This is a genomic window from Paraburkholderia sp. GV068, from assembly GCF_003058125.1.
GTDB classification, from domain to species: Bacteria; Pseudomonadota; Gammaproteobacteria; order Burkholderiales; family Burkholderiaceae; genus Paraburkholderia; species Paraburkholderia graminis.
This window is the reverse complement of sequence record NZ_QBUB01000003.1, coordinates 290,740-312,654: the sequence shown is the minus strand read 5'-3', so window position 1 is coordinate 312,654 and position 21,915 is coordinate 290,740. Positions and strand designations below refer to the sequence as shown.

Below are 21,915 nucleotides of genomic sequence, written 5' to 3'. Positions count from 1 at the left end.
TGCGGTGCCCGGCGCATGGGCGCTGAATGTCATGAGGTTGGAGACGCGAGAAAGACAAGGAGAAGAGACATGGTACGTCTAACGTCAGCGAGGGTAGTGGCGGCAACCCTCATATCGCTGGGGCTCGGCACTGCAACGGGCGCGCAGGCACAGGACAAGCAGTTGACACTCTGCTGGGCGGCATGGGATCCCGCCAATGCACTGGTCGAATTGTCGAAGGATTTCACGACGAAGACCGGCATCAAGATGAAGTTCGAGTTCGTACCGTGGACCAGTTACGCTGACCGCTTCATCAATGAACTCAATTCGCACGGCAAGCTGTGCGATCTCATCATTGGCGACAGTCAGTGGATTGGCGGCGCGGCGGTCAATGGACATTACGTGAAGCTCAACGACTTCTTCACGAAGAACAAGATTTCCATGAACGACTTCGTGCCTGCAACGGTGGTGGGATATTCGGAGTGGCCAAAGAATACGCCGAACTATTGGGCTTTACCTGCGATGGCTGACGCGGTCGGATGGACGTACCGCAAGGACTGGTTTGCGCGCCCGGAACTTCGCGCGGAATTCAAGCAGAAGTACAACCGTGAGCTTGCGCCGCCCACTACGCTCGAGGAACTCAAGCAGACTGCGCAATTCTTCCAGGGTCGAAAGATCGACGGCAAGACGGTCTATGGCGTGTATATCTTCACGGAGCGCGGCTCCGAGGGAATCACGATGGGCGCGACCAATGCCTTATACAACTTCGGCTTCGAGTATCAGGATCCCAAGAAGCCCTATCACCTCGACGGCTTCGTGAACTCGCCAGGCGCGGTGAAGGGGCTCGAGTACTACAAGGCGCTCTATAAGTGCTGCACGGCGCCAGGCATGACCAACGCCTACATGCAGGAGGGGCTCGACGCGTTCAAGTCGGGTCAGGTGGCAATGCAGATGAACTGGTTTGCGTTCTTCCCAGGGCTTTATAAAGACCCGAATGTCGGTGGCGAGAAGATCGGCTTCTTCGTGAATCCGCGTGAGACGAAGCAATACACTCAGTTGGGCGGGCAGGGCATCTCGGTCGTCTCGTACTCGGACCATAAAGAAGACGCGCTCGAATATATCAAGTGGTTCGCGCAACCCGACGTGCAGAAGAAATGGTGGCAACTGGGTGGCTATTCGGCAGCTAAATCAGTGGTGGACGCACCGGACTTTCCGAATAGCGCGCCGTTCGCACCCGCGTTCCTGAAGTCGATGGCGATCGTCAAAGACTTCTGGGCAGAGCCGGCTTATGCGGAGCTGTTGCTCGACATGCAAAAGCGTGTGCACGATTACGTCGTGGCCGATAAAGGCACGGCCAAAGATGCGCTGGATCTGCTGGTGAAAGACTGGACCAAGGTCTTCAAGCAAGAAGGAAAGTAGTTTTTAGCTGGGCTTGACTGGACCGGCGGCGGCCGAACGGCCTGTCTCCGGTCCGCTTAAAGGAGCCAGGCATGTTGGCAGATAAGCCTTTTTCTCCCACGAGTCTCGAAGCGGGAGCGTCGACGCGCATAGCGAAGCGGTTAAGCGGACTGTCGGATCGGACCATCGCGTGGCTCTTCATCCTCCCGACCATTCTGCTGCTTCTCGCGATCAACATCTTTCCGTTGATCTGGGCGCTTCGCCTGTCGTTCACCAACTTCAAGTCGAACATGCCGAGCGTGCCGGCGCGTTTTGTCGGCATCGACAATTATGTCGACATCCTGACCGACGAAGATATCTGGTACGCGATGCAGGTGACCGCGCGTTTCGTGTTCTGGTCGGTCGGGCTGGAGGTGCTGCTGGGATTCGGGCTTGCCTTGCTGATCAACCGGCAGTTCCGCGGACATAGCTTCTGGACCACGCTCATCCTGCTGCCGATGATGCTTTCGCCTGCTGTAGTGGGCAACTTCTGGACGTTCCTGCTGCAACCGCAGACGGGGCTTTTCAACGATATCGTCAGCTTCTTCACCGGCATCGCGCCGGCGTCGTTCCAGATGATCGGCGACGTAGCGCTCGCGCCCTGGACCATTGTGATGGTCGATACGTGGATGTGGACGCCGTACGTCATGCTCATCTGCCTCGCGGGCCTGCGCTCGATTCCCGACTATATCTACGAAGCCGCGGAAGTGGACCGCGCGACGCCGTGGCGTCAGTTCTGGTCGATCACGTTGCCTATGACCATGCCGTTCCTGATGCTCGCGGTACTGTTTCGCGGCATCGAAAACTTCAAGATGTTCGATATGGTCAACCTGCTGACATCGGGCGGCCCGGGCTCGGTCACCGAAACGGTATCGATCACGCTCAAGCGCGCCGCCTTCGAAAAGTGGCAGACAGGTTATTCGTCCGCGCTCGCGATCATTCTGTTCGTGACGGTATTCGGTGCGGCGAATATTTACGTGAAGGCACTTAACCGGATCAAACAGCGATGAGACCGACTGCGACACAACATTCCGTGGTGGCGTCATCTCCGCGCGCCAGGCGCTTCGCGGCTGCGGTCGTTATCACATATGCGCTGATAGCTACGTTACCGATGGTCTGGATCTTCCTGACGAGCTTCAAGACGCAGGAAGATGCGATAGCGTATCCGCCCGTCGTGCTGTTTCAGCCTTCCATGGAAGGCTATGTGAACCTGCTTACGATCCGGTCGCGGCAGACACCCGAGTTCATTGCGAGCCTGCCGCCTGCGCGGACCTGGTATGAGCGTGAGGTGCGCAAGCGCAACATGGTGATCGCCGGACCTTCGAAGGTTGTGCCGCGCTTCATGAATTCGCTTGTCATTGGATTTGGCTCGACGTTTCTCGCGGTATTTCTCGGCACGCTCGCGGCATACGCGTTTTCGCGCTTCAAGGTGCCGCTGTCCGACGATCTGCTGTTCTTCATTCTTTCCACACGGATGATGCCGCCCATTGCCGTCGCCATTCCGATCTACCTGATGTATCGCGCGCTCGGTTTGAGCGACAGCTATGTCGGCATGATTGTGCTGTATACGGCGGTGAATGTCTCGCTGGCGGTGTGGCTGCTTAAAGGTTTCATGGACGAGATCCCGCGCGAGTATGAAGAAGCCGCGCTAGTGGATGGCTACACGCGTTTGCAGGCCTTCGTGAAAGTGGTGTTGCCGCAAGCGACGACGGGCATTGCCGCTACAGCGATCTTCTGCCTGATCTTTGCATGGAACGAATACGCATTTGCTTCGCTGCTGACAAGCGGCGATGCGCAGACCATGCCGCCATTCATTCCATTCATCATCGGAGAAGGCGGTCAGGACTGGCCGGCCGTTGCGGCTGCAACGACATTATTCGTGCTGCCGATTCTCTTTTTCACCGTTCTGCTGCGCAAACATCTGTTACGCGGCATCACCTTCGGAGCCGTGCGCAAATGAAACGCGAAGACATTGCTCCGCATCGCTGGCTGTTACGTCGCAGGTACAGCGAGGGCGCATCGACGGTACTGATCGGCTTGGGCGCGGCGATGCTCGTGCAGCCGTTTTCGCTGGCGCTCTTCACCTGGTCGTTTCCGGTGCTTCTGGTGGGCGCGCTCGCGTTCGTCGTCACCAGCCATTTTCCAGACTGAATCATGTCCACGATCGTTCTCGCTCATCTTCAGAAGCGCTTCGACGATTTTGTCGCGGTGCGCGACACCAGCCTGACCATCGGCGCCGGACGCTTCGTCGTGCTGCTCGGACCGTCAGGCTGCGGCAAGACCACAACGCTGCGAATGATCGCGGGGCTCGAGCTGCCGACTTCCGGACAGATCCTGATCGACGGTGAGGATGTCACTGCGTTGCGCGCCCGGCAACGCGACATTGCTTTCGTGTTCCAGATGTTTGCGCTGTATCCACACATGACGGTGCGCAATAACATCGCGTTTCCGCTGAAGAACGAACACGTGTCACGCAGCGAGATTGCCGCGCGGGTCGATGCAGCGGCGCATATGCTGCGCATCGAGAACATTCTCGATCGTAAGACCGGTGGCCTGTCCGGTGGCGACCGGCAACGCGTCGCGCTCGGCCGCGCAATCGTGCGGCAACCGAAAGCATTCCTGATGGACGAACCGCTCGGCACGCTCGATGCGGACTTTCGTGAACTGATGTGCCTGGAACTACGCAAACTGCACAACGCGCTTGCTGCCACCACGGTCTACGTCACACACGATCAGAGTGAGGCGATGGCCATGGCGGACGATATCGTCGTGATGAATCAGGGCGAAGTGTTGCAGGCGGGCTCGCCCCATGAGATCTATCACTTCCCCGCGACCGTGTTCGTCGGCAACTTCATCGGCAGTCCGCCCATGAATTTCTTGCCCGTCGACGAAGCGGTGACCGCAGGTCAGGAGCAGGTGAGTCTGCATGGCGCGCCGGTTTGCGTGCCGCGTTGCGATGCCGCTGCCGCACGCGTATTGCTGGGAATCAGACCGGAGCACGTCGTGATCGACGAGCACGGGCCGCTGCGCGGTCGGGTGATCGCCGACGAATACCTCGGCTCGCATCAGGTATTGGCGGTTGAAACGGCGCTCGGCGTCGTGCGCGTGCGCGTCAGCAAAGACGATGGCGTTGCCGCGGGCACGAGCGTCGGTCTGTCGTTTCGGAAAGAACGCACGCTGCTTTATGACGCCACTACTGAGCGCCTGCTGCCGGGCGCTGCTTCCACGCTTTCTGTCAACGGAGTCGGTCATGGCTGAAGTCCAGCTACGCAATGTATCGAAGCGCTTCGGCAACATCGTTGCGGTGGACGACCTGTCGATCGACGTGAAAGACGGCGAATTCGTCGTGCTGCTCGGACCGAGCGGCGCGGGCAAAACCACTACGCTGCGCCTCATTGCAGGACTGGAAGGTCCCGATGCCGGCGACGTGCTGATCGACGGCGCGCTCGCCACCGGCGTGCATCCTTCCGATCGCGATGTCGCGTTTATCTTTCAGCAATACTCGTTGTATCCGCATCTGAGTGTGTTTGGCAATCTCGCGTTTCCGCTGCGTTCGCCCCGTCGTCGCAGCAGCGAGGAACAGGTCCGCGCGCGGGTGCATGCGGTCGCGCAGATGCTGCACATGGAGGCGAAGCTCGACAACATGGCAACGCATTTGTCGGGCGGCGAAATGCAGCGCGTTGCGATTGGGCGTGCGCTCGTGCGCGAGCCGAAAGTCTTTCTGATGGACGAACCGCTGTCATCGCTCGATGCAAAACTGCGTGAGGAATTGCGTATCGAGTTGAAACGGCTGCATCGTAAGATTGGCGCGACGATTCTCTATGTCACGCATGATCAGGTGGAAGCCACCACACTGGCCGACCGCATCGGCATTCTTGAACACGGCCGTCTGGTGCAGCTCGGCACACCGCGCGAGGTCTACGGTAATCCGGTTTCATTGAGCGCGGCGCAGCGGCTCGGCTCGCCGCCGATCAACCTGTTGCCGCCAACGCTGTTCGATTCGGCAGCGGTGCCGACCGGTACGGCAACCGTGGCGATTCGTCCTGAAGACGTGCTGCTGCACGAGGGCAACGCGCGCGATGCACCCGGCGCCCATCCTGCACGCGACGCACTCGACCTGAAGGTGCTCGAGTACTCGCCGCTGCGTCATCTGTTGATTCTGGAGCATGCAGGAACCGTGGTTGTGGCGACCACGATGGTCGAACGCAATTTCAGCCCGGGGCAGTCCGTGGGCGTGTCGCTGCCCGCACGCAGCCTCTTATATTTCCGTGCAGACGGCAGGAGGATCCCGACATGAACGGCAAAACGGTCATGGAGTGTATCGACGCCGCGTATGCAGCGCTCAAGGAACACACGGACGAAATAGCCGTGCTCGACCAGCAGATCGGCGATGGCGATCACATCTTCAATCTGCTGCGCGGCATGGAGGCGTTGCTTGCCTTGCGTGCGGACATCGAAGGGAAAACGTTTGGGGCCGCGTTGGAACTCGCGGCGAACAAGGTGCTGTCGACGGTCGGCGGATCATCCGGGCCGCTGTTCTTTTCGTTGCTGCACGGGATGGCGAAAGCATCGGCGAACACTCCGCTGGATGTTGCGGGCACCGCCCTCATGTTTGCGGCGGGCGTCGAAGCGGTCGCGCAGCGGGGTAAGACGGGCGCAGGCAGCAAGACGATGATGGACGTGCTGATTCCCGTTGCCGAGCGCTTTAAAGAGCTTGCGGCCGTCGAATCACTTACGTTGCGAAAAGCGGTGCTGGATGAATTGCCGCAGGTGGCCGAGCAGAACATGCTCGCCACCCGCGATATGCTCGCGACCAAAGGGCGGGCATCGTTTCTGGGCGAACGCTCGCGCGGTCATATCGACCCTGGTGCGCGTTCCAGTCAGATCATGATTACAGCCGTATGCGCGCATCTGGCGCGCAACCCGGTGTGAAAGGAGGCCAGACCGTGAAAAAATTCATCAACCACGTCGACGATTTCCTCGCCGAAAGTCTGGCGGGGTTTGCATCCGCGCATAGCGACCTGGTCGTACTCAACAACGAGCCTGTGTACGTGCGACGCAAGACGCTCAAACCAGGCAAAGTGGCATTGATATCGGGTGGCGGTTCTGGGCATGAGCCGTTGCACTCCGGTTTTGTGGGCTATGGAATGCTCGACGCAGCCTGCCCCGGCCAGGTCTTCACATCTCCTACGCCGGATCAGATGATGGCCGCTGCCGATGCTGTCGACACCGGTGCGGGTGTGCTATTCATCGTGAAGAATTATTCCGGTGACCTGATGAATTTCGAAATGGCATCGGAGATGTCGGAGATCCCGAACGCGATGGTGCTGATCAACGATGATGTGGCAGTCGAAAACTCCAGTTACACCACCGGGCGGCGTGGTGTGGCTGGCGCAGTGATCGTTGAGAAGCTGGTGGGCAGCATGGCCGAAAGCGGCGCCGACCTTGAACAGTGCAAGGCGTTCGGTGACCGGATCAACAAGCGCACCGCTTCGATGGGTGTTGCGTTCAGCAGTTGCACCGTGCCGGCCGCGGGAACGCTGACGTTCAAGATCGGCGATGACGAAATCGAAGTGGGTGTGGGCATTCACGGCGAGCCGGGCCGGCGCCGCGCAAAGTTCGCAGGCGCCGATGCGATTGCGGGAGAACTGCTCAAAGCGATCGTCGATGACCTCGCGCCTCAACCCGGCGCTGAATTGCTGGTGCTCATCAACGGCCTCGGCGGAACACCGCTTGGCGAGCTTTACCTGCTCTTTAACTCGACGCGTGCATGGCTTGAGCAACGCGACCTGAAGGTTGGCCGGGCCCAGGTGGGTGCGCTGACGACTTCGCTCGAGATGGCGGGCGCGTCGATTACGTTATGTATGCTGGACGAGGAAATGACACGCCACTGGGACAGCCCGGTTCATACGCCGTCGTTGCGTTGGGGGATGTAGGGCACGCTGAGTGCGAGAATGGTTTCGGTGCGGCTTTCCTTCTCGACGTAGCTACATCAAGCCGCCCGGCCTGCGCAGAAACTCGCCGAGAAAGTCGACAAAGGCCCTGAGCCTGACCGAGAGCTGATTGCGCTCCAGATAGATCGCGTGAATATTGGCATCCGGTAGCGCCCAGTCGTCCAGCAGCGTCACGAGTTCGCCGCGCGCCAGATGCCGTTCCACTTCCCACTGCGAACGCACGACAATCCCGCGGCCTTCGAGCGCCCAATGCAGGACGACACCGCCGTCGTTGCTGGATAGGGCGCCGTCGACCTTGACCGTTTCCGAGCGTTTGCCGCGCGAAAAATGCCACGTGCCGTAGGCCGATTCGTTCTCGCGCAAGACGATGCAGGCGTGCCGCGTCAGATCGTGCGGCACGGACGGTCGGCCATGCCGCGCCACATAGCCGGGCGATGCGCACACCATGCGCCGGTTTTCGAGCAGGAGCCGCGCGTTGATGCGCGCATCCGGCACTTCGCCGAAGCGAATGCCGAGATCGAAACCTTCGTCCTGAAGACTCATCGGACGGTCCGTCAGATGCAGCAGGATTTTTATCGCGGGATAACGCGTGACGAATTCCGATACCGCCGGCGCGATGCGGGCCCGCCCAAATCCAAACGAAGCGTTCACGCGCAGCAGGCCGGTAGGCTCGCCCCGGCTCTGCATCACGAGATGCTCCAGTTCCGACAACTCGTCCAGAATGCGCGAGCCGTTCGCCAGATAAAGCTCGCCTTCGGGCGTGAGGCTCAGCCTCCGCGTCGTGCGATTCATCAGCCGCACGCCGAGGCGCCGTTCCAGTTGCGCCAGCCGTTTGCTGACCGCCGGTGGCGTCACGCCCAACTCGCGCGCGGCCGCCGCCAGATTGCGATGCCGCGCCACGAGCGCGAACAGATTCAGATCCGAAAAACTATCCATCCCGAGCTCCGTTTTGTTCGGTCGATTCGTTCCTGTGGGTTACTACCGGAATGCTTTTCAGGAAACCAAATCGCATGAGTCATCAATTAGACTCGGATTGCGATCAGGAGACAACCATGTTCGAAGGCTTCAGCGACGCATCGGCAACCGTCGATCGCGTGCGCATTCATGCAATTCAGGGCGGGCGCGGTCCCGCGCTTTTGCTCTTGCACGGGCATCCACAAACGCACGCGATCTGGCATAAAGTCGCGCCCGCGCTGGCGGAGCGTTTCACGGTGGTGGCGGCGGACCTGCGCGGTTACGGCGACAGCGGCAAGCCGCCCGGCGACCCGGCTCACGCCAACTATGCGAAGCGGCGCATGGCGCTCGATCAGATCGAACTGATGCGCGGTCTCGGCCACGAGAGCTTCGCGGTGATCGGTCACGATCGCGGCGGGCGGGTCGCGGCGCGCATGGCGCTCGATCATCCGCAAGTCGTGACGCGCCTGGTGACGCTCGATGTCGCGCCCACGCTCGCCATGTACGAACAGACCTCGTTCGATTTCGCGCGCGCCTACTGGCACTGGTTCATGCTGGTGCGCCCCGCGCCGTTTCCTGAGACGCTGATCCGCGCCAACCCCGATCTCTATCTGAAGCAGACCATCGGCGCGCGCAGCGCCGGCCTCGCGCCGTTCACGCCGGCGGCTTACGCGGAATATCTGCGCTGCCTATCCGATCCGGCGACGGCGCACGGCATCTGCGAAGACTATCGCGCGAGCGTGACGATCGACCTTGAACACGATCGCGCGACGCTGGCCTCGCAACAGCGGATTGACTGCCCATTCATGGCGTTGTGGGGCGCGCAGGGTGTGATCGAGCAATGCTTCGATCCGCTTGCCGAGTGGCGGGCGTACGCGCCGGACGTGCAGGGCGAGGCCCTGCCTTGCGGCCACTACATTCCCGAAGAAGCGCCACAGCGGCTGCTCGAGCGCGTGCTGCCTTTTCTCAGCGAGTAAGTTATGTCAGACCAGACCCTCTACCGAAAGCTCGTCGATTCGCACACCGTAGCGCGTATCGACGAACACAACGTGCTGCTGTACGCCGATCTGCATCTGATGAACGAGTACACCAGCCCGCAAGCGTTCAGCGGGCTCGATGCCCGCGGCCGCGCGGTGCGCCGTCCGCGCCAGCAACTCGCGGTCGTAAGCCACATCATTCCGACGCATGCGGAGTCGCCGCGCGTGATTCGCGATGCGGCGTCGCTGTTGCAGGCACAGAACCTGGCGCGTAACTGCAAACGCGCCGGCATACGGCTTCTCGCCGCCGACGATCCGCTGCAAGGCATCGAACATATCGTCGCGCCGGAGCTCGGATTGATTCGTCCGGGCATGGTCGTGCTGTGCGGCGACAGCCATACCACGACATACGGCGCACTCGGTGCGCTCGGCTTCGGCATCGGCACGTCGGAAGTCGAGCACGTTCTGGCGACGCAGACGCTCGTGTACCGGCTCGCAGAGACCATGCGCATCACCATCGACGGCGCGCTTGCCTATGGCACGTCGTCGAAGGATCTCGTTATCTGGATCATCAGCAGGATCGGCGCACAGGGCGCGCGCGGCTACGCGGTGGAATTTGCCGGTTCGACGATCGCATCGCTGTCGGCCGAGGCGCGCATGACCTTGTGCAACATGACCGTCGAAGCCGGTGCGCGGGCCGCGCTAATCGCACCGGACGCGATCACGTTCGACTACGTGCGCGCCCACACGCCGTCGCTCGACGAGGCGGCATGGCAAGCCGCGCTCGCGGACTGGCGCGGCCTGCATTCCGACGCCGACGCGCGTTTCGGCGCCGAGCATCGCTTCGACGCGGGCGACATTGCGCCGTTCGTCACCTGGGGCACGAGCCCCGATCAGGCCGTCGCCATCGATCAGCCGATTCCCGCCGAGGCCGCGCAAGCGACGCCCGAGGCCGCCGCATCGCTGCGCCGCGCGCTGGACTACATGGGACTTGCCGCCGGGCGGCCGATTGCCGGCACGCGCGTCGACCGCGTGTTCATCGGCTCGTGTACCAACGGACGCATCGAAGATTTGCGCATCGTGGCCGGCATCGTGCGCGGCAAGCAGGTTGCGCCCGGCGTGCGCGCGATGGTCGTGCCGGGGTCGGGCAGCGTGCGGCGGGCCGCCGAACAGGAAGGCATCGCGCGGACACTGATCGATGCGGGCTTCGAGTGGCGCGAGCCGGGCTGCTCGATGTGCCTCGCGATGAACGACGACGTGCTAGACGCCGGAGAGCGCTGCGCATCCACCACCAACCGCAATTTCGAAGGCCGTCAGGGACGCGGCGGCCGCACGCATCTGATGAGCCCGGCGATGGCAGCGGCCGCCGCGCTGACCGGCTGCATCACCGACGTCCGCACGCTGGAGGCGCACACATCATGACCCGACTCACGACCATTCGCGGCAGCGCCGCGCCGCTGCCCATCGACAACCTCGACACCGACCAGATCATGCCGAAGCAGTTCCTGCGCATCATCGACAAAGCGGGTCTCGCCGACGGTCTGCTGTACGACCTGCGCTTCGACGAGCGCGGCGCGCCGCGCGACGACTGCGTGTTCAACCAGCGCGCGTACGCGAACGCGACCGTGCTGATCGGCGGTGCGAACTTCGGCTGCGGATCGAGCCGCGAGCATGCGGTGTGGGGCTTGCAGCAATACGGTTTTCAGGCGGTGATTGCGCCGAGCTTCGCGGAGATTTTCTATTCGAACGCGATGAACAACCGCCTGTTGCTCGTGCAACTGGAGCGCGACGCGATCGATGCCCTGACGCGCGAGGCAAGCGAAACGCCTGGCACTCTGTTGTCGATCGATCTCGAACGGCAAACGGTGACATCAGGCTCGGGCAACCGGTTCGATTATGCGATCGGCGCGCGCCACAAGCGCATGGTGATCGAAGGCATGGATACCGTCGATCTGACGCTCGACTCGCTCGCCGCGATCGAAGCCTTCGAACAGCGGCATTTCGCCAGGCATCCCTGGGCGCAGGTGATGTAAGCACCCATCCGCCGCGCGACGCGGCGGCTTTCCTTGTTTCAAACCCGCCGATTCCCCTCCGATCGAAGAAGGGAAGGGCGTCCCTTTGCCTCGAAAACGGAGGAGACACATGAAACGCAAGCCGATCTACCAGATTCTCTATGTTCAGGTGCTCGCGGCCATCGCCGCAGGGGTGCTGCTCGGACATTTCGCGCCGCAAACGGCGGTCGCGCTTAAGCCGCTTGGCGATCTGTTCATCAAGCTCGTGCGCATGATCATCGGCCCGGTGATCTTTTGCACAGTCGTAACCGGCATCGCGGGCATGCAGGACATGAAGAAGGTCGGACGCGTCGGCGGCAAGGCGTTGCTCTATTTCGAAGCCGCATCCACGTTCGCGCTGGCGATCGGCTTGCTTGCCGCGCACGTGCTCGCGCCCGGCGCGGGCTTCAATGTCGATCCGTCCACGCTCGACGCGCGCGCCGTGTCGGGTTATGCGGCGCAGGCGGCGCATGGCGAGGGCATCACCGGATTTATCGCGCATGTGATCCCGGAGACGTTTCTCGGCGCGCTGGTTCAGGGCGATATCCTTCCCGTGCTGCTGATCGCGATGCTGTTCGGCACCGCGCTCGCGCTGATGGGTGCGCCCGCCGCGCCGGTCACGCAACTGGTCGAGACACTTTCGAAAGCGTTCTTTCGCATTGTGCGGATGGTCACCAGTCTTGCGCCGATCGGCGCCTTCGGCGCGATGGCCTTCACGATCGGCCGATACGGCATCGTCTCGCTGGTGCCGATGCTCAAGCTCATCGGCGCTTTTTATCTCACCGCATTTCTGTTCGTGGCGGTCGGGCTCGGCATCGTCGCGCGCTTGTGCGGCTTTAGTCTGTGGCGCTTTCTCGCCTACATCCGCGACGAATTGCTGATCGTGCTCGGCACCTCGACGTCGGAAGCGGCCTTGCCGCAACTGATGGACAAGCTGGAACGGCTGGGCTGCCCGCGCGGCGTCGTCGGGCTCGTCGTGCCGACCGGTTACTCGTTCAACCTCGACGGCACCAACATCTACATGACGCTCGCCGTGCTGTTCCTCGCGCAGGCGACCAACACGCACTTGTCGTTCGCGCAGGAAATCACCTTGCTCCTCGTCACCATGTTGACCTCGAAGGGATCGACCGGCGTAACCGGCGCGGGCTTCATCACGCTCGCCGCGAGCCTGTCGGTCGTGCCGACGGTTCCCGTGAGCGCGATGGTGCTGATCCTCGGCATCGACCGCTTCATGTCCGAATGCCGGGCTTTGACCAATATCGTCGGCAATGGGGTGGCGGCGATCGTGGTGTCGGCGTGGGAAGGCGGACTCGATCGAAAGAAGCTCGAGACGGCGTTAGGCGGTGGAAAGCAGGAGGAAGGCGGTTCGCGGTCAGCGGTGGTCAGAACGACGGCCGCTTTGGATCGCAAACCTGTTATCGACAAATGAGTTGATGTGGTGAGCGCTTCGGGGCGACAAGGGATGGTCGCGTCGAGGTGCGGGTGGCGGGTGGGCGTTGGTGGAGCTTTTGGGTTGGGGCACGTCCGGTCAATCCACGCCAACGCCTGGATCGTGGACACTTTCCGTGTCCGTCTCCGGATAGCGAGTGGTGAGATAAGGGAAGACTACAGTTGCAGATGGAGAAAATCTGATTCGGCAGGGGCAGCAGGGTTCTGCGACACGCTCGTCGAATTGATTGGTAGGTCCGTGACCACTGTCACACGGACAGATGCTTTCGTACTTTGCCTTTGTTTTTCGGGCGGCGTGACGTTTCACGTAGAGGCGGACCACGAACCCTCGTGGCCAGAAGCATTTGACTTCATTGGTCGAAATCACTACTGGCGCCATGAGCTAAACGGCTGACTCGCCGTGTCGAACGTCCGCTCCGAAAAAATACCAGCGGCGCTTGTGGGTCGGTTTGGTTCGTCCGCCGTTGACCCGAATCTGGTGCCGGCGACAAACGAGTACAGTCGGCCAAGAACGGTCCTCCGCACTCTGTTGCTGAACGTCTGTTGACGAGCGACGAACCGCCATTTTGCAAAGCGACGACGACCGATGATTCGGCAGACGGGCCATACGCCCGACGGTGATTTTCATTTAAGCGATCAGGGCCTGGTGTCACCAGAGCAAACAGTGAGATTGTTTTTTTTATGATCGACCCGTATGCGATAGAGGACCTTATCGTATATAGGACGACGAGTTCGCGTCCGTCGCTCATCGACCAGCAACCGGCTCCATGGCGTTCGACTTCCAGCCAGAACAGAATTCATAGCTGCGACTCGATCGGCAGAATGCCGAGAAACCAGATGCCTGCGCGGCGCAGCGCCGATACTTCCGGCTCGGAATCTAATACCGTGACGGTGCCGTCCTCGGCCGTATCGTTCCAGACGATATGGCTCGCGCCGGTCACGTCGGTGCGTAGTTCGAGCCGCCACGCTCCGCGGGTGAGGCTCGACTCCACATGGTCGGTCACCTGCCGGGCGGCACGCTCGCTTTCGCAGTAGATACCTATCTCGGTGTTTAACTCCACCGAACGCGGGTCGAAATTCATCGAGCCGATGAAGACACTTTTGCGGTCGAACACATAGGTTTTCGCGTGCAATGACGCTTTTGACGAGCCCAACACTGACTTGTTCTTGTCGACAGTGCCGCTGGTTGTCGCAACGGGTTTCAGTTCGTACAGTTGCACGCCCGCTTCCAGCAATGGTTTCCGGTAACGCTGATAGCCCGCATGCACCGCGGCGACATCCGTTGCCGCCAGCGAGTTCGTCAGCACCGTCACGTGCACGCCGTGTTGCGTCAGGCCGCTCAACCATGCCACGCCGCGCTTTCCGGGCACGAAATACGGCGAGACGATCAGCAAGTGCTGGGTCGGCTCCAGCTTCAACGCCCTGAACTGCGAGATCAGATGTCCCTCAGCGTCGCTGGGCGTGCGCGTGATTTTAGACGGGTCGTCATAGAGCAGCGTCGCCTTGCCCCATGAAAACTCGGCATCGCGTGACTGGATCACCTGCGTCAGCCGCGCTTTCGCCTGCCGCACATACGCACCGTTTTCGTTGGACGCAAGCCAGGCATCCAGCTTCGCGCGGCCAGCCGCTAGCGCCGATGGATCGGCCTGACGGCCGAGGAGGTTCTCGATCGGATACGACGCGTCCGAATTCCAGTACTCGTCGAACGCCGTCGAAACATTCCGTACGATGGGCCCGTGCACCAGCACGTCGAGATCGCCAAACGCGACGGTGCTCGACGCGCCGAAGTATTCGTCGCCGATGTTGCGCCCGCCGAGAATTGCGCCCTGGTTGTCGGCGATCAACGCCTTGTTATGCATACGCCGGTTGACGCGAGCAAACTCGGTGGCCGTGCCGAGCGTCTTGAACCGGCGGTTTGCGACAGGATTGAAGAGCCGGATCTCAATGTTCGGATGCGAACTGAGCACCAGCAGCATCTGGTCGTCCGCATTCGTGCCCAGATCGTCGAGCAGGACGCGCACGCGCACACCGCGGTCTGCCGCTCTCAGCAAGGCCGCGGCGAGTTCACGGCCGGTCAGGTCGGCGTGCCAGATGTAATACTGCAGGTCGAGCGAGCGGTCAGCATATTCCATCAACACAACGCGCGCGACGAGCGCGTCGACGGAGTCGGGCAGCAGGTGAAACGCGCTTTCTCCCGGATGCTGCTGGTCTCGCGGTGTGAACGCTGCGCCGAGGCGCGTGGCCTGCGTATCGGTGAGCGCGTGGGTGGGCACGCGGCCGGCTTGCGGTGGAAGGCTTGCGCACGAAGTCAGCAGGACGACGACGATCGCCGCAACAAGACTTCGTAGGTTCATCATGCCGCTCTCCGCAGGTTCGAAGATGGACCAGACAAGCGAGCGACGCCAGCGGTTTCAAGTCGCGCGCTGTGACGCGCCACTGACTGGGGCGATACATTGCACCGTGCTCGCGGCCCCGGACGACCTTGGCAACGCTGCCAGCCGCCTGACGACCATCGACAGAACGGCTGACCTCAAGCGCACGGCATCCAAGCCGCCGCGGCGCAGATCGTCGTAGTCACCGCAGGATCAAAAGGCCGTATAGGCGTGAATGGGGGCGACGCCGTGGTCCCCGATTCACGCGAGCCCTTCGCGACCGCGAGACACGGTATCGAGTGCTGCTTCGAGCGGAACCGCTTGCATTTGTCGTGCATCGTGGGCGGACGAAGGGTGAGATGCAGGTACACCCGGATCGTGATCGTCTGACGACGATCTTACGCGAAGGCGACAAGGCGCGAGCTCCCGGATTTTCCCGGGAGTAATCTACCCGGCGTAGCCGCGGCAGACCCGAGCAGCAGCTTGTTACTGGCCCACCAACATCATGAATGTTTTGGTCATCTTCATTGTTCTCTCCAAATCGGCTACGACAGATCGTTGAAGGACCTCGGTCCACGATGCGGGCTGTTCGCGCGGCATTCCAGTTGCGCTAGTCCTAACTGCTCACAGATGAATGGACATGCACCGAGTTGAATGCGCCCCATCCCAATATAATCTGTTCCAGTTTTACCTAGGCGCAATAGGACCATGGTCCGATTGGTGAAAAGCTCCCGCTGCCGATAGAGCGCTTCGGCCAGGTTCAGCACTACTCAGTCGCTGACTGCGGCAATGCGCCAGGAAAGACGCTTCTTCGCGCCACCCTCCGGGCGCCCTCTGGCCTGGAAGCGAACGGTCTCCTCCAGCGTTCCCAGGCACCAGCCCATCAGGGACAGGCGGGCGTGGCCAGAACCATTTGACTTCATTGGTCGAAATCACTACTGGCACCATGAGCTAAACGGCTGACTCGCCGTGTCGAACGTCCGCTCCGAAAAAAATACCAGCGGCGCTTGTGGGGCGGTTTGGTTCGTCCACCGTTGACGCGAATCTGGTGCAGGCGACGAACGCGTGCAGTCGGCCACTTGAGACATTCAAAGGTGCGGCGAAGATCGTCAACAATCCAACAATCGGCACCACCGTCGAATGTCAGAAGCCGAGCGAAGGGTCACCGCCTCGCTGCATCACGGCGCGCAACGCAGCCTGGGGGCTATCAAGCGGCTGCCTTCCTCTGCGCGCGAGGTTCACCGCCGGGGCCATCCAGGGATGAGCGTATGCAACAAGAGTTGCGCCTTCTTCATATGCTTGATCCGCCGATGCCGCGATAGCAGCGAAGCATTCGTCGACGTCGCCATTCTGGAACAGCGTCCACACACCTTCAACGTGGATGACGTCCAATGACGTAACAGAGTGGCTCGCATACCGCGCGAAAAGGCGTCTCGTAGGCTCGACGGAAGCCTCAACCGCACACAGCACGGCGGTCTTTCCACCAATCTTGCCTGCCGCCGCGGCTAACGCGACATCTGCTCTCACAATCGGAACCGACGTGCTTTCAATTCCTTCCACAGCCGGTCCAAGCGTCGCGCAAGTCAGGATGACGGCATCTGCGTCCGCCGCAAGAGCCAGAAGACAACGTTTCGTCTCCTCCTTCACGCTGGCTGGGAATGCACCCGCTTGTTGAACAGCCTCACGAAGATCCGACCGGACTTCATGGCGGAGGTTATCGGTCCGCAAACCAAGATTTATTGCCGCGTCCTCGAATATGCGTTGGTTGTCATTGATCGTATGCAAAAACGAGATGCGCATCGCCAGTTCCCTCGTTGAATTGAACGCGTCTGTTTCGTCGCTTCCCTGACCGGGATCGAGCCCGTTGACTCACAAGCATTGTTTCAACGTCACGGCCAACCAACAAGGCAACACATCCTACTGGTATGTCTGATACCTCCTTCGACATTTGTCACTAGCATATTCAGAGACCGTGAGTATCAATGGCCACCGCTTGCGGTGACGTCATCAGTCCGTTCCGGCTTGTTCATGCTTTCGCACGAAACGCGGGCCTCGCAGACGCGGCCCTCTCGGACCTGGGACGCAGTGCGGCCACGAGCCGCCATTGGTCGTTGGGCACTAGCCGGCCAGAACTGGACGTTCGACGCCGACGCCTGGATCGTGGACAATTTCCGGCCAGTTGCAGCCGTTCGCCTTCGTGTTCAGCGGGCCATTCAAACGGCAGATGCGCACCAAACAACGGACGTTCGTACTGGGATGGGGGCTAAATAGTTATCGGCCTGCAGCAGACGTTCGCGCATTGGCTTGCATGCGTCGGCAAACGCATCGAGCTCAAACTGAAACGCCGGAGTCCCGTGCGATACGGAACTCAGCCCCATCGGGCCCACTCGGGAACTGTTGAACTCGGTCGGTCCAGTTCGGGAATCCGGCGAGCCGTTTTTTCTACTCACGCGATACGGTGAGCGCGATGACGTGATTTAAAGCAACCGGTACGCGAGTCGGGCGGCCGCTCTCGCGGTGCGCCTGTCCTGATCGAGCGCCGGGTTGTACTCCGCGATATCCGCCGCGCGCAGCTTGCCCGAAGCCCGCACGCGCAGCACCATCGCTTCGACCACCGATAGCGGTACGCCTAGCGCAGCGGGCGCCGACACACCCGGCGCCGTGGCGGCCGGCAACACGTCGAGATCGATCGTCAGATAGACGTCGTCCGCCGCGTCCAGCAATTTCTGAAGCTCATTCAGGCGCTGCGGCAGTTGCGTTTCCTGCGTATCGACGTCCAACACGTAGCGCACGCCGAGTCGCTCCGCATGCGCGAAAAGCGAAGCGGTATTGCCGAGATCGCTGATACCGAAGCACGCATAGTTGAATGGCACCCCTCGTTCCGCACAGTCAAGCGCGATCTGATCGAACGGGGTGCCGGAATTCGCGGGACGCTTCTGGCGCAGATCGAAATGAGCGTCGAAGTTAATGATCAGCAAACTGCGCAATGCCAATGGCGTTGCTGCATTGTCGGTTTCACGCTGCTGATGCAGCCGCAAACCGCTATACGTACCCCACGCGACCTCATGACCGCCGCCGAACACCAACGGCCGCCCACCGCTCGCCAGTACTTCGCTAACCACTTGGGCCAGTTCCACTTGCGCGGCTTCGAGGTCGCCGTCGTCGCACACCACGTCGCCTGCGTCGGCAAGTGCCGCCATCGCCGATTTCGCCGGCAAACCCGCGAGCGCACGGCGCAATTCCTTCGGAGCATGCGCTGCGCCAATCCGACCTTGATTGCGGCGCACGCCTTCATCGGAGCCGAAGCCGACGATCACCGGCGCATCGCGCTGCACGTCCGCAGCGTTACCGAATGGCATCACCTGATTGAAAACACGTCGTGTGTCGCCGGGTTCGCCGTCGTCGGAACGGCCTGCCCACACCTTGTCATCGAATGGGACTCTCATGCGCGCGACAACACCGCCTGCAGGAATGCGCGTGTGCGCGGCTGTGATGGCGCAGAGAAAATCTCTGCGGGCGGCCCCGCTTCGACGATCATACCGCCGTCCATGACTACCACCACATTGGCCACTTCCTTCGCGAAGCCCATTTCGTGTGTGACGACCACCATCGTCATGCCTTCGCTCGCGAGCAGCTTCATCACTTGCAGCACTTCGCCTACCAGTTCGGGATCGAGGGCGGACGTCGGCTCGTCGAACAGCATCACCCGTGGCTGCATCGCTAGCGCGCGAGCAATCGCAACCCGTTGCTTCTGACCACCCGAGAGACTCGCCGGCATCACATGCGCCTTGTGCGCGAGCCCGACCTTCTCCAGCAACGCCATAGCAGCCGCTTCGGCCTGCGCCTTGCTGGCGCCACGCAACATGCGCGGTCCCACGGTGATGTTATGCAGCACCGACAGGTGCGGAAACAGATTGAACGACTGAAACACCATGCCGACTTCGGTGCGCAGAGCATTCAGCGAACGCTCTTTGAGCATCTCGCCGTGGTCGACTAACCGATGCCCGCAAATGTCGATCGTGCCGCCTTCTGCCTGTTCGAGTCCATTACAGCAGCGGAGAAAGGTACTCTTGCCCGACCCGCTCGGCCCGATCACCACCACGACCTGCTGCGGTTGAATGTCGAAATCGATGCCGTTGAGCACGGTATGCGAGCCGAACGATTTCGTCAGACCGCGAATGCTAACGATAGGCTGGTTGACTTTGGCCACGGTATTCATTGCACCATTCCTCCCACACGCAAACGACGTTCAACGCGATGCAGCGCGAAATTGGTCGCCTGCGTCAATACCAGATACACCAGCGCGATAGCGAGATACACTTCAAGCGAACGATAGGACACGCTGATGATCTTCTGGCCTTCATGCATCAGATCGTCGATCGTGAGCAGCGACACCAGCGCCGAGTTCTTGATCAACGCGATGAATTCGTTGCCGAGCGGGGGGATCATCCGCACGATGGCCTGCGGCAGAATGATTGCGCGCATCGCCTGCCCTGACGACATGCCGATCGAACGCGCCGCTTCCATCTGCCCGCGATCGACCGACTGAATCGCGCCGCGGACGATCTCCGATACGTAAGCCGCCGAATACAGACCGAGCCCCAGCATGCCGCACAAGAACGCCGGCAGCAGGATGCCGAATTGCGGCAGGCCGAAGAACAGCAGGAAGAGTTGCACAAGCAACGGCGTGCCGCGGAAGAACGTCAGGTAAGCGGTGCAGAAGCCGTACACGATGCGCCGCTGCGGCGTCAGCCGACCGATGCCGATCAACAGGCCAAGCGCGCAACTGAGCGCGAGTGACGCGGCGGTCACTTCGACCGTCACTAACGCGCCTTGCATGATGTCTGGCCAACCGGCAATCACCGGCGAGAAATCAAGTTCCATTTCGTGTCCAGCCGTTTATTGCGCGCTCGCGCCGAACCACTTCTTGACGATCGCCGCATACGTGCCGTCAGCTTTGATCCTGGCGAGCGCGGTGTTGAAGGCTGCCTTCAACTGCGGCTCGTCTTTGCGCACGGCGATGCCGTACGCTTCGGTCGTCAGCGTTTTGTCGAGTACACGGAAGCCGGTGCGCGTTTTCGCAACTTGATAGGCGGCCGGCTTACCCGTCACAGCAGCGTCTGCACGGCCGATGCCAACCAGGTCGAACATTTCCTGGTTCTTCTCGACCTCGACGCGATTGATCTGCGGGAAGTTATCGCGTAGGAAGTTCACGGACTTAGTGCCCACCTGGACTGAGACTTTTTTGCCGTTCAGATCGGTCACCGTCTTGATCGGTGAATCGCTTTTGACCAGCACGGCCAGCCCACCCGCGTAGTAGGAATCGGTGAAGTCGATCACTTTCGCGCGCTCGTCAGTGATGTAGATGCCGGAGATCGCAGCGTCGAAACGATGCGCGATCAGACCTGGAATCAGCCCTTTAAAGTCAATGTCGGTCCATTGCACGCGTTTGCCCATCACTTTCGCGAGCGCATTCATGAGATCGACGTCGAAGCCGGTGCGCGCGCCGTTCTCGGTGTACTCCATCGGCGGGAAAGTGGCGTCGGTGGCGACGTTCAGCACTTCCGGCGTTTGTGCTGACGCCGCGCCGGAAAATCCGCCAAACGTCACGGCGAACGTCACGCATGCGAGGGACAACAGTCGTTGCAGCTTCATGGGGTAGGCTCCTTGTGGTTCTATCAAGTGATGCGGTTAATTCGAGCGCCCAATTTACGGATGAAATTGAAAAAGCTTCGTCCCGCTAATCGGTTTGCATATGCTCGGAAATGGCGCGGGCCGTACGTAGCGTCCCGTCGATTAATTGGCTTTCTCGTCCGATGGCGCGCGTTGATGGCGCCATCAACGTGATCGACGCGCTGCTGCCGGCGCTGCGTCCACTGTGATGAAAGATCGGAGCGCTGACTCCCCACACGCCCAGGTCGACTTCGCTGTCGCTAACGGCGTAGCCCTGGGCTCGAATCTGTTGAAGTTCTGCTTCGATCGCGGCACGGCCGACGGGGTCGTTGCCAAACACGCTGTCGAGCACTTCGGCGCGCGCCCTGTCGGCCATGAATGCCAATAGGGATTTCGCCGACGCGCCCGCCTTGAGCGGCACGGCGCGGCCTTTCTCGAACGAGCAGCGCAACGAATGCTGGCTGTCGACCATCTCAAGGCACATCACCTGATGCCTGACCGCGACCACCAGCCCAATGCTTTCCTGCGACGCGCGCGCGAGCTGCTGCATCTCAGTGCGGCTCGCTTCGACGAGCAGAGAATTCACATCGAAGCCAAGCGCGAGTTGCAAGCTGATCGGACCGGGCGCGTAGTAACCGGCGTTTTCGGCGACGAAACCCCAGCGCTTGAGCAGCGCGATCTGACGGTACAGTGTGCTTTGCGCAAGCCCGGTCACGGCTAGCAGATCTTTGACCGACATCGCCTTGCCATGACTGGCGAGCGCGGCCAGCACCAGCAACACCCGTTCGGCCCCTGTCACACCCTGTTCCACATTCACGATCACGCTATCCACGATCCATCAAGAGCGCAGAATGCCAGACCATTCTCGAATTTCAAAAATCATATTCCCGCTCAATGGGAATAAAAGGGCAGGGATTTCCCTTGGACGGGACATCGGGAGCACGGAGAGTCCTGGCACTGGACTGCCCGAGGCGTTGAAAAGGAAACGATATCCAGAATGGACGGGGTTATTGCCCTGAACCTTTTTCCACTCAATTAATTATCGGACGCGCTCAAGTGCCCGGTCGTC

General features: G+C 61.0%; 20 protein-coding genes. 12 read left to right on the top strand and 8 right to left on the bottom strand.

Annotated elements, in window-relative coordinates; genetic code table 11:
* Positions 1–69: 69 nt before the first annotated feature.
* The 8 genes from C8K18_RS09000 to dhaK all read left to right on the top strand — a co-directional run bounded on the left by C8K18_RS09000 (position 70) and on the right by dhaK (position 7,352).
* Positions 70–1,398: an ABC transporter substrate-binding protein gene (locus C8K18_RS09000; protein WP_107707269.1), complete on the top strand. Its 1,329-nt coding sequence runs from the start codon at positions 70–72 to the stop codon at positions 1,396–1,398.
* 71 nt (positions 1,399–1,469) lie between these two features.
* Positions 1,470–2,426, top strand: coding sequence for a carbohydrate ABC transporter permease (locus C8K18_RS08995; protein ID WP_006047774.1), 957 nt, complete (start codon positions 1,470–1,472; stop codon positions 2,424–2,426).
* The gene (locus C8K18_RS08990; RefSeq protein ID WP_006047773.1) at positions 2,423–3,376 is read left to right on the top strand and encodes a carbohydrate ABC transporter permease; all 954 of its coding nucleotides are present in this window, start codon (positions 2,423–2,425) and stop codon (positions 3,374–3,376) included. Before C8K18_RS08995 ends, C8K18_RS08990 begins: the two co-directional genes overlap by 4 nt.
* Positions 3,373–3,567 carry a hypothetical protein gene (locus tag C8K18_RS08985; protein WP_006047772.1) on the top strand — a complete coding sequence of 65 codons (195 nt, stop codon included), beginning with the start codon at positions 3,373–3,375 and terminating at the stop codon, positions 3,565–3,567. The genes C8K18_RS08990 and C8K18_RS08985 overlap by 4 nt, the downstream gene beginning before the upstream one ends.
* A 3-nt stretch (positions 3,568–3,570) precedes the next feature.
* Positions 3,571–4,674 carry an ABC transporter ATP-binding protein gene (locus tag C8K18_RS08980; protein WP_107707268.1) on the top strand — a complete coding sequence of 368 codons (1,104 nt, stop codon included), beginning with the start codon at positions 3,571–3,573 and terminating at the stop codon, positions 4,672–4,674.
* On the top strand, positions 4,667–5,713 hold the full coding sequence (locus C8K18_RS08975; protein ID WP_107707267.1) for an ABC transporter ATP-binding protein: 1,047 nt from the start codon (positions 4,667–4,669) through the stop codon (positions 5,711–5,713). The genes C8K18_RS08980 and C8K18_RS08975 overlap by 8 nt, the downstream gene beginning before the upstream one ends.
* Positions 5,710–6,348, top strand: a complete 639-nt coding sequence (gene dhaL / locus C8K18_RS08970; RefSeq protein WP_107707266.1) for a dihydroxyacetone kinase subunit DhaL — start codon at positions 5,710–5,712, stop codon at positions 6,346–6,348. The genes C8K18_RS08975 and dhaL overlap by 4 nt, the downstream gene beginning before the upstream one ends.
* Positions 6,349–6,362: 14 nt before the next feature.
* On the top strand, positions 6,363–7,352 hold the full coding sequence (gene dhaK, locus C8K18_RS08965; protein WP_107707366.1) for a dihydroxyacetone kinase subunit DhaK: 990 nt from the start codon (positions 6,363–6,365) through the stop codon (positions 7,350–7,352).
* Between the two features lie 51 nt (positions 7,353–7,403).
* Here the strand turns inward: dhaK and C8K18_RS08960 are convergent, their stop codons facing one another.
* Positions 7,404–8,306, bottom strand: coding sequence for a LysR family transcriptional regulator (locus C8K18_RS08960; RefSeq protein WP_107707265.1), 903 nt, complete (start codon positions 8,304–8,306; stop codon positions 7,404–7,406).
* 116 nt (positions 8,307–8,422) lie between these two features.
* On the opposite strand from C8K18_RS08960, the gene C8K18_RS08955 reads away from it, so the two are divergent.
* The 4 genes from C8K18_RS08955 (at position 8,423) to C8K18_RS08940 (ending at position 12,781) form a co-directional block, all read left to right on the top strand.
* Positions 8,423–9,301 carry an alpha/beta fold hydrolase gene (locus tag C8K18_RS08955; protein WP_107707264.1) on the top strand — a complete coding sequence of 293 codons (879 nt, stop codon included), beginning with the start codon at positions 8,423–8,425 and terminating at the stop codon, positions 9,299–9,301.
* Between the two features lie 3 nt (positions 9,302–9,304).
* Positions 9,305–10,723: a 3-isopropylmalate dehydratase large subunit gene (gene leuC, locus C8K18_RS08950; RefSeq protein ID WP_107707263.1), complete on the top strand. Its 1,419-nt coding sequence runs from the start codon at positions 9,305–9,307 to the stop codon at positions 10,721–10,723.
* A complete protein-coding gene (leuD, locus tag C8K18_RS08945) occupies positions 10,720–11,334 on the top strand; it encodes a 3-isopropylmalate dehydratase small subunit (protein ID WP_107707262.1) in 615 nt (204 codons plus the stop codon). Before leuC ends, leuD begins: the two co-directional genes overlap by 4 nt.
* Before the next feature lie 109 nt (positions 11,335–11,443).
* Positions 11,444–12,781 (top strand): dicarboxylate/amino acid:cation symporter, encoded by a 1,338-nt coding sequence (locus C8K18_RS08940; RefSeq protein WP_107707261.1) that lies wholly within the window; start codon positions 11,444–11,446, stop codon positions 12,779–12,781.
* An 817-nt stretch (positions 12,782–13,598) separates the two neighbouring features.
* Here C8K18_RS08940 and C8K18_RS08935 read toward each other — a convergent pair.
* The 7 genes from C8K18_RS08935 to C8K18_RS08905 all read right to left on the bottom strand — a co-directional run bounded on the left by C8K18_RS08935 (position 13,599) and on the right by C8K18_RS08905 (position 21,663).
* Positions 13,599–15,158 (bottom strand): phospholipase D family protein, encoded by a 1,560-nt coding sequence (locus C8K18_RS08935; RefSeq protein WP_053857602.1) that lies wholly within the window; start codon positions 15,156–15,158, stop codon positions 13,599–13,601.
* A gap of 1,158 nt (positions 15,159–16,316) precedes the next feature.
* On the bottom strand, positions 16,317–16,973 hold the full coding sequence (locus C8K18_RS08930; RefSeq protein ID WP_044020459.1) for an arylsulfatase: 657 nt from the start codon (positions 16,971–16,973) through the stop codon (positions 16,317–16,319).
* 677 nt (positions 16,974–17,650) lie between these two features.
* On the bottom strand, positions 17,651–18,619 hold the full coding sequence (gene hutG / locus C8K18_RS08925) for a formimidoylglutamase (protein ID WP_107707260.1): 969 nt from the start codon (positions 18,617–18,619) through the stop codon (positions 17,651–17,653).
* Positions 18,616–19,392, bottom strand: a complete 777-nt coding sequence (locus C8K18_RS08920; RefSeq protein ID WP_107707259.1) for an amino acid ABC transporter ATP-binding protein — start codon at positions 19,390–19,392, stop codon at positions 18,616–18,618. The genes hutG and C8K18_RS08920 overlap by 4 nt, the downstream gene beginning before the upstream one ends.
* The gene (locus C8K18_RS08915; protein WP_107707258.1) at positions 19,389–20,057 is read right to left on the bottom strand and encodes an amino acid ABC transporter permease; all 669 of its coding nucleotides are present in this window, start codon (positions 20,055–20,057) and stop codon (positions 19,389–19,391) included. Before C8K18_RS08915 ends, C8K18_RS08920 begins: the two co-directional genes overlap by 4 nt.
* A 15-nt stretch (positions 20,058–20,072) precedes the next feature.
* Complete coding sequence (locus C8K18_RS08910) at positions 20,073–20,828, bottom strand: transporter substrate-binding domain-containing protein (protein WP_006047755.1); 756 nt, start codon at positions 20,826–20,828, stop codon at positions 20,073–20,075.
* Positions 20,829–20,913: 85 nt separating this feature from the next.
* Entirely contained in the window at positions 20,914–21,663 is a 750-nt protein-coding gene (locus C8K18_RS08905) for an IclR family transcriptional regulator (RefSeq protein WP_107707364.1), read from the bottom strand.
* Between the last annotated feature and the right edge of the window lie 252 nt (positions 21,664–21,915).

Coding starts and splice junctions, on each gene's coding strand:
- C8K18_RS08955 (WP_107707264.1), top strand. CDS start 8,423: ATGTTCGAAGGCTTCAGCGACGCATCGGCAACCGTCGATCGCGTGCGC.
- C8K18_RS08940 (WP_107707261.1), top strand. CDS start 11,444: ATGAAACGCAAGCCGATCTACCAGATTCTCTATGTTCAGGTGCTCGCG.
- dhaL (WP_107707266.1), top strand. CDS start 5,710: ATGAACGGCAAAACGGTCATGGAGTGTATCGACGCCGCGTATGCAGCG.
- C8K18_RS08980 (WP_107707268.1), top strand. CDS start 3,571: ATGTCCACGATCGTTCTCGCTCATCTTCAGAAGCGCTTCGACGATTTT.
- C8K18_RS08975 (WP_107707267.1), top strand. CDS start 4,667: ATGGCTGAAGTCCAGCTACGCAATGTATCGAAGCGCTTCGGCAACATC.
- C8K18_RS08920 (WP_107707259.1), bottom strand. CDS start 19,392: ATGAATACCGTGGCCAAAGTCAACCAGCCTATCGTTAGCATTCGCGGT.
- leuD (WP_107707262.1), top strand. CDS start 10,720: ATGACCCGACTCACGACCATTCGCGGCAGCGCCGCGCCGCTGCCCATC.
- C8K18_RS08910 (WP_006047755.1), bottom strand. CDS start 20,828: ATGAAGCTGCAACGACTGTTGTCCCTCGCATGCGTGACGTTCGCCGTG.
- C8K18_RS08985 (WP_006047772.1), top strand. CDS start 3,373: ATGAAACGCGAAGACATTGCTCCGCATCGCTGGCTGTTACGTCGCAGG.
- C8K18_RS08995 (WP_006047774.1), top strand. CDS start 1,470: ATGTTGGCAGATAAGCCTTTTTCTCCCACGAGTCTCGAAGCGGGAGCG.
- C8K18_RS08930 (WP_044020459.1), bottom strand. CDS start 16,973: ATGCGCATCTCGTTTTTGCATACGATCAATGACAACCAACGCATATTC.
- C8K18_RS08990 (WP_006047773.1), top strand. CDS start 2,423: ATGAGACCGACTGCGACACAACATTCCGTGGTGGCGTCATCTCCGCGC.
- hutG (WP_107707260.1), bottom strand. CDS start 18,619: ATGAGAGTCCCATTCGATGACAAGGTGTGGGCAGGCCGTTCCGACGAC.
- C8K18_RS08960 (WP_107707265.1), bottom strand. CDS start 8,306: ATGGATAGTTTTTCGGATCTGAATCTGTTCGCGCTCGTGGCGCGGCAT.
- C8K18_RS09000 (WP_107707269.1), top strand. CDS start 70: ATGGTACGTCTAACGTCAGCGAGGGTAGTGGCGGCAACCCTCATATCG.
- C8K18_RS08935 (WP_053857602.1), bottom strand. CDS start 15,158: ATGATGAACCTACGAAGTCTTGTTGCGGCGATCGTCGTCGTCCTGCTG.
- leuC (WP_107707263.1), top strand. CDS start 9,305: ATGTCAGACCAGACCCTCTACCGAAAGCTCGTCGATTCGCACACCGTA.
- C8K18_RS08915 (WP_107707258.1), bottom strand. CDS start 20,057: ATGGAACTTGATTTCTCGCCGGTGATTGCCGGTTGGCCAGACATCATG.